We start from the raw sequence: 6167 nt of genomic DNA, 5'->3' as shown, positions 1-6167 counted from the left end.
CTTCAGACACATCAAGATCTTGCTGCAAATATTCATAACCACAAAAATATTGCCAATAAATATTTTCCTTTAGCTCTTCCTCCGTAAACGAATCAGAACCGTTGTACATAGCTTGAAGCATTGATAGTGCTAGCATTACTCTATGATCTTTCTTATTTCTACCAAATTGCTTGATTTCAATGTTAGGCAATGCTCTGGCTTCAAGTTCAGACCAATTTACTAAATCCCTTAGTTTATATAACTTGTTTTTAGGATTTAGTTTTGTAGATAATTTCTCTTCAAATAACCTTTCTTGTTTTTGGAGAAAAGTAATATTTTCTATAGGCATAATTTTAAAATCCGTAAGCTTTATGCGGTAATTATACCATTTTCTTATGGATTTTGTAAGCTGTTTATGACATGAAACCCCTTGTTAATTCAGGCGGGGAGAGTTTTGACGGAGGGACTTTGTAGTAATTTTTAAAATAAATGTATCAGCTATAACTAAGTAAATAAGAAAATGCTGAATCAAGTTCACCATGACAGCGTTGCGTTTTACGCAGTCATCCCGTGCTTGATCGTGGATCTCAGGAAACTTAATTTACTATAACTATAAGCCCAATACATCTTTCATTGAGTATAGTCCTGGCTTTTGATCAACTAACCACTTTGCCGCCAGTAGAGCACCCTCTGCAAAAGCATCTCTTGAAAGAGCACGACAACTAATTGAGACAACCTCGTGCTGTCCAGCAAAAATAACCTCACAATCACCAAATATTCCACCACCTCTGATAGAAGAAAAACTCATTTCATTATATTCACGAGCTCCCCTAGCAGACCGATCAAATACTGCATTTTTTTCAAAATCAATTTCCTTAGCCTCGGCAATTTTTTTACCAATCATAAGTGCAGTCCCTGATGGAGCATCTTTCTTAAACCGGTGATGAGCTTCTATAATTTCTACATCATAATGATTTAAAATCGTCGCCGACCTTGCTGATAAATCAGCAATTAGATTTGCTCCTAAACTAGTATTAGCTGCATGAAGAACAGCCACCTTTTTTGCAAGAGAATCAAGGAGCTCTATATGCTTTGAAGTAAGCCCAGTAGTACCTACTAACAACCTAGTACCATTTCTAGCTACCGACTCAGTGAGCAACTCCATACTATTTGGGCTGGAAAAATCAACCATTACATCGCACACACTACAAGCATTGTCCATTTGTTCTTTTGTGCATATACGACCAACTTTAGATACCAATTCATAACTGTCTGGTTCATTATCTATCAGCGCTTCAACAGCCTTCCCCATCTTACCAAAAGCGCCATTCAGTCCAATTTTTATAACTTTCATTTCATTTCTCTATATGATTTTGCAAAATATAAAAGTGGCGCTTTGCTCTCATCAACATTTATTCGTACTACTTCACCTATAAAAACAAAATGATCTCCGCACTCAAATTCCTTGAATTTTTTGCACTCAATAAGGCTTGTTACACCAGATATTAGAGGTGTTTGTAATTCCGCACTTAGTTTATAGTCAACATTCACAAATTTATTAGACAAGCTATGGGAAAATTGCTTGGCGATTTCCTGTTGATCACTTGCGAGTATATTCACTGCAAAATGTTTAGAACCAACGAAAGCTTTAAAGCTACCAGCTTCTTTATTTAGACAAAATGACACTAGCGGCGGGGCAAGCGATACGGAAACAAAAGAATTAGCAGTAAATCCCCATAGTATATCATTAAAAGAAGTGGTGATAACACATACTCCTGTTGGAAATTTACCTACCGCTTTCTTAAAATCCTCAATCTGCACCAACTAGGCCCCATTTTTTGGTCAAAGCGGTAATAGTACCATTGCTTTTAAGAGATTTAATAGTATGATCGATATTTTTTTTCTCAGGCGATCCTTTTGGTAAAGCTATTGCAAAAGAAGAGCCATACTGCCCTAGACGAAAACTAGATAATTTAGGATTTTTTTCAGCAAATTTTTCAGCTTGAGATTCTTCAAGAATTACAGCATCAACACGTCCATTTTTTAATTCCTCAACAAGCATTAAATTACTAGCTAAAGCTTTTGTTCTAAAAGAATGAGTCATTGATATATCATGAGCTATTAAAGACCAAATTGTTCCCAATTGCGCTCCAACCATTTTTTCCTTTAAGTCAGCAGATTCTTTATAACCATCAGCTCTTCGAAAGAGTATAGCAATTCTTGCTTCGGCATATGGTATAGAAAAATCCACTCTGGCAGTACGTTCTGGGGTTATCGACATCCCAGCTATCACCATATCAACATTTTTAGTTGCAAGTGCAGCTAGAAGACCGTGGAATTCCATATTCTTAAATTCAATATTTTTCCCTAAATGCTGACCAATCGCCGTCATCAAATCAATATCAAATCCTTCAATTTCACCATCTTTCATATGCTCATAAGGAGGATTATCTGGACTTGTAGCAACGATCCATGTGTCCTTATCAGATTTTTCAGAACATGCACTGATAAAAATTGATAAAGTAACAACCATTAAAAATTTATTTATACTCATTTTTTCCTTACACTTTGGCTTTTAAACATAAAACGTTAGTTTTTATTAATATTTACGAATCACTTCCAGAAGGTGATTATAATCTACGGGTAAACCCTTTTCAAACTCTATTCTAATTCCACTCACAGGATGTATAAAGCTGATGTAGAAAGAATGCAGCGCTTGATGATTCATCTTTTTCAGTTCTTCCTTAAGATAATCTGGACTACCTTGTATTTTTCTTGAATTATTACCATAAGTTTGATCGCCAACAATTGAGTGCCCACCGTGACTTAAATGCACTCGTATTTGATGAGTCCTGCCAGTTTCTAGTTTGCACTCAACGAGGCTGAACAAACCATTATGCAATACTTCGATTGTTTTATAGTGGGTTATAGCTACCTTCCCACCACTCTTTACAGTAGTCATTTTTTTACGATCTAGCTTACTTCTGCCCATTGGAAGATTTATTATACCTTCCACAGGCTTTACTACTCCCCAAACCAAAGCTCTGTATTGCCGGATCAACTCTCCACTCTCAATTTGTCCAGCTAGATGAGCATGAGCTCTATTATTTTTGGCTACAACCATTAAGCCAGAAGTAGTTTTATCTAATCGATGAACAATTCCTGGTCTAATTTCACCCCCAATATCTGACAATGAGTTACTATGATATAATAAAGCGTTCACAAGGGTTTCTTTATGATCTCCAGCACCCGGATGAACGGTCATCGTAGAACTTTTATTCACTACAATGAGATCTTGATCCTCATAAACTATATCAAGCGGAATATTTGCTGGCAATATACCGGCCTGAACCTCTTCCTCCAGAACTAATTCTATGGTATCGTTTTCTCTGACTTTTGCCGATATATTCGAAATAATTTGACCATTGAGTATTAGTTTCTCATTTTTTATTGCTTTTTGAATCTGGCTACGCGATGATTCCTTGCATAAATCAGTTAAAGCTTTATCTAACCTTTGTTTATCTAAATAATCTGGTATTATGTATACGTATTTGGGCATTAAAATTAACTAATATATGAAAAATTTACGACAAAAACTTGGTCATCTTAATTGGTTGAATTCGATTGGAGTAGAATATTACTGTTCTACCCAAAAAGATAGCAAAAATTCTCTTATTTACGCCCTAAATAAAAATGAAAATAATATACTGCCAACAATAAAACCGACGATAATCAAAACCACAGAAATGACAACACCACAAAAAACCTTATCAAGTCCTAATATGAACTCAGCTGAACTACAAGCTAGACAGCTCGCAGATAAAGCAACTACTCTTGCCGAGCTTAAACAATACGTAGAGAATTTTGAAGGTTGTGAATTAAAACAATTTGCTAGCAACACCGTATTCGCAGACGGTAATCCAAATGCAAAAATCTTACTTATAGGAGAAGCGCCTGGGTCAACAGAAGATGAACAAGGGATTCCATTCTGCGGCGAAAGTGGTAAATTATTAGATAACATGCTTAGCACTATTGGAATTTGGCGTGAACAAAATGCATATATCACCAACACTGTCTTTTGGAGACCACCCGCAAATCGTAGGCCAACCAATGAGGAGATTAATATATGCAAACCTTTTGTTGAAAAGCATATCGCCCTAATTAAACCAAAAATTATAATTTTGGTTGGTAATACAGCGGCTATTTCTTTGCTTGGCAAAAATGAAGGCATTACACAAATTAGACTCCACAACTATTCTTACATAAACCAGTATTTAAGCAAGCCAGTAGTTACTACCGCTCTATTCCACCCTGCTTATCTATTGCGCCAACCTATGCAGAAAAAAGCTACTTGGTTTGATTTATTAAAAATAAAAAAAATGTTATAGTTCTTTAAGTTCTTCCCGGGCTTGATCCAGTATCAAGCAAAGATTATATAACCCTGCCTAACTACTAGCCCTTTTGAGTTACAGTACTAATTCAAAATTAGCACGTTAATCTTTTGTTAAATAACTTTTTGTACAATTAAATTTGGAATTATTAAGACAGCCTAAGTTTATGATTAAAATAGTTTAAGTTCTTATTTATCTTTTTAAAAGATCCACATGAAAATTCAAATTCCAGAGACCGAAGAAGATACTGCTAGAGAAAAATTAGAACTTGAATTATTAGATTTAATAGAACAAGTTTCCGAAGCAAAACAGGCTAATTTTTTATTAAAGGATCAGTTACAAGCAAAAGGCTTATCAGGCACACTCAAAAAACTACACTCTCCAACAGACTATGATTTATCTCCCGTATCTCAAGAAATTCTAGAGATGTTTAAAATGCAGGCAGCACGGACAATGCTTATGCTACAAAAAGAAGATTTTGGACAAAATTCACCACAAACAGAGGACGATTATTACGGTGACGATAATTATAGCGACGAAGAAGTAGTTGATAATAATGCTTGTGTTATTATGCTCCAATCGGATAATTTAGTAGAAATAGCTTTAGAAGTTCTACAACCGATAGAACCCCAGGTACTCGATACTCAAATCACTGGATATAATTCTTCTAATTATCCTAGGAACTGCTGTACATTAGAAACTACTCGCTGTGTAATTTTATGATTACACAGATAACTGATAATTTTTGTTAAAAAACTTGCGGTAAAATTAAATTAGGAGGTGATATGAAAAGTAAATCTTTAAATAAAGCTGGGAATTTTATAATGCTAAGCGGAAAAATTGATAAAGACTATACAGTTCCACCAGGCGTAAAAATTACATTTGCTGAGGGCTCAACCTTCGAAGGGACAATCCTAAATGGTGGTATAACCTTTCGCAATACTACAAATGTAGTAAAAAAATTTGTATTAAATACAACGGGACAAATACAGTTAGATCTAGTATCAACTGAATTAGTAAATGAAGAAAGACCAGAAAAATTATCTGCACTTAAAATTCCTTTATATAGCCAGTCATCTGCACTTGGAGATGATAGCGCATCAGAACTAGGTCTACCAAAGGAAATTTTTACTTGCCCGCGACCTTTAGCGCCCACTGTTGAAAAAGAATTATGGTCTAGTTCACCACCAGATAGCCCTGTATCTGTAACATTAACTCCCCCTATACCAACTTTTCACGGAGAACTCTCGCCTGAAAATCTATTATCTTCAAGGCCTCCCAGCATACACGATGAGTCAAATGAAGCTATACTCTCTGGAGAAAATGCTGAAGCACCATCATGCTGCTGCCATGTATTGTAAGTATTATGTATCTCCTGTTCCTGCTGGGCAAAAACGAGGAACATGCAGAGTGACTAATGTGTATCCCGAAAGGTGACTTGAGCTAAGTTAAAATAAATGTCTTTATCGTTTTATTTGCACCTCAAGTCTCCTTCTAATTATGTCAACCCCTTGACTTTAATCGATATTAATCAATAAGAATATTTTATTGCAATTTTATACAATTTAAGTATAATAAACCTATAAGTAATTGGGAATATATGAAGCCAGAGGAAAGGGGCCCCGTGCACAACATAACGCCTAACGGATCAACAGCACTTACAATCCATCCAATCCCTAGGGAGTCTCTCCGTCAAAACTCTAAATTTTTGATATAATTTCAAGAATTTCAAAAATAAATCACCGCACATTCATTTTTTGAGCTATTTTTTTGCCAAGAAGGTAAAATTTTGGTGTT

Annotated in this window: 8 protein-coding genes; 3 read left to right on the top strand and 5 right to left on the bottom strand. The window is 35.4% G+C overall.

Features of this window, described 5'->3' with window-relative positions; all coding sequences use genetic code 11:
- From Megvenef_RS06765 to Megvenef_RS06745, 5 genes are all read right to left on the bottom strand, one after another.
- Positions 1-328 (bottom strand): transposase (locus tag Megvenef_RS06765; RefSeq protein ID WP_322776028.1); only part of this gene is annotated, 328 nt, incomplete at its 3' end.
- Positions 329-589: 261 nt separating this feature from the next.
- Positions 590-1333 (bottom strand): 4-hydroxy-tetrahydrodipicolinate reductase, encoded by a 744-nt coding sequence (gene dapB, locus Megvenef_RS06760; RefSeq protein WP_322777213.1) that lies wholly within the window; start codon positions 1331-1333, stop codon positions 590-592.
- A complete protein-coding gene (locus tag Megvenef_RS06755; protein ID WP_322777214.1) occupies positions 1330-1800 on the bottom strand; it encodes a flavin reductase family protein in 471 nt (156 codons plus the stop codon). Before Megvenef_RS06755 ends, dapB begins: the two co-directional genes overlap by 4 nt.
- Entirely contained in the window at positions 1790-2533 is a 744-nt protein-coding gene (locus Megvenef_RS06750) for an ABC transporter substrate-binding protein (RefSeq protein ID WP_322777212.1), read from the bottom strand. The genes Megvenef_RS06755 and Megvenef_RS06750 overlap by 11 nt, the downstream gene beginning before the upstream one ends.
- 45 nt (positions 2534-2578) lie before the next feature.
- A complete protein-coding gene (locus Megvenef_RS06745) occupies positions 2579-3538 on the bottom strand; it encodes an RluA family pseudouridine synthase (protein ID WP_322777211.1) in 960 nt (319 codons plus the stop codon).
- A 16-nt stretch (positions 3539-3554) separates the two neighbouring features.
- Between Megvenef_RS06745 and Megvenef_RS06740 the strand changes: the two genes are divergently transcribed.
- From Megvenef_RS06740 to Megvenef_RS06730, 3 genes are all read left to right on the top strand, one after another.
- The gene (locus tag Megvenef_RS06740) at positions 3555-4367 is read left to right on the top strand and encodes a uracil-DNA glycosylase (protein WP_322777210.1); all 813 of its coding nucleotides are present in this window, start codon (positions 3555-3557) and stop codon (positions 4365-4367) included.
- Between the two features lie 216 nt (positions 4368-4583).
- Entirely contained in the window at positions 4584-5093 is a 510-nt protein-coding gene (locus tag Megvenef_RS06735; protein ID WP_322777209.1) for a hypothetical protein, read from the top strand.
- A gap of 62 nt (positions 5094-5155) precedes the next feature.
- Positions 5156-5731, top strand: coding sequence for a hypothetical protein (locus Megvenef_RS06730; RefSeq protein ID WP_322777208.1), 576 nt, complete (start codon positions 5156-5158; stop codon positions 5729-5731).
- Positions 5732-6167 lie beyond the last annotated feature (436 nt).

It is taken from the genome of Candidatus Megaera venefica (assembly GCF_034554655.1).
Taxonomy (GTDB): domain Bacteria; phylum Pseudomonadota; class Alphaproteobacteria; order Rickettsiales; family Rickettsiaceae; genus Megaera_A; species Megaera_A venefica.
The sequence above is the reverse complement of the archived record's forward strand: the minus strand, read 5'-3'. Positions and strand labels throughout refer to the sequence as shown.

Coding starts and splice junctions, on each gene's coding strand:
- dapB (WP_322777213.1), bottom strand. CDS start 1,333: ATGAAAGTTATAAAAATTGGACTGAATGGCGCTTTTGGTAAGATGGGG.
- Megvenef_RS06750 (WP_322777212.1), bottom strand. CDS start 2,533: ATGAGTATAAATAAATTTTTAATGGTTGTTACTTTATCAATTTTTATC.
- Megvenef_RS06745 (WP_322777211.1), bottom strand. CDS start 3,538: ATGCCCAAATACGTATACATAATACCAGATTATTTAGATAAACAAAGG.
- Megvenef_RS06740 (WP_322777210.1), top strand. CDS start 3,555: ATGAAAAATTTACGACAAAAACTTGGTCATCTTAATTGGTTGAATTCG.
- Megvenef_RS06735 (WP_322777209.1), top strand. CDS start 4,584: ATGAAAATTCAAATTCCAGAGACCGAAGAAGATACTGCTAGAGAAAAA.
- Megvenef_RS06730 (WP_322777208.1), top strand. CDS start 5,156: ATGAAAAGTAAATCTTTAAATAAAGCTGGGAATTTTATAATGCTAAGC.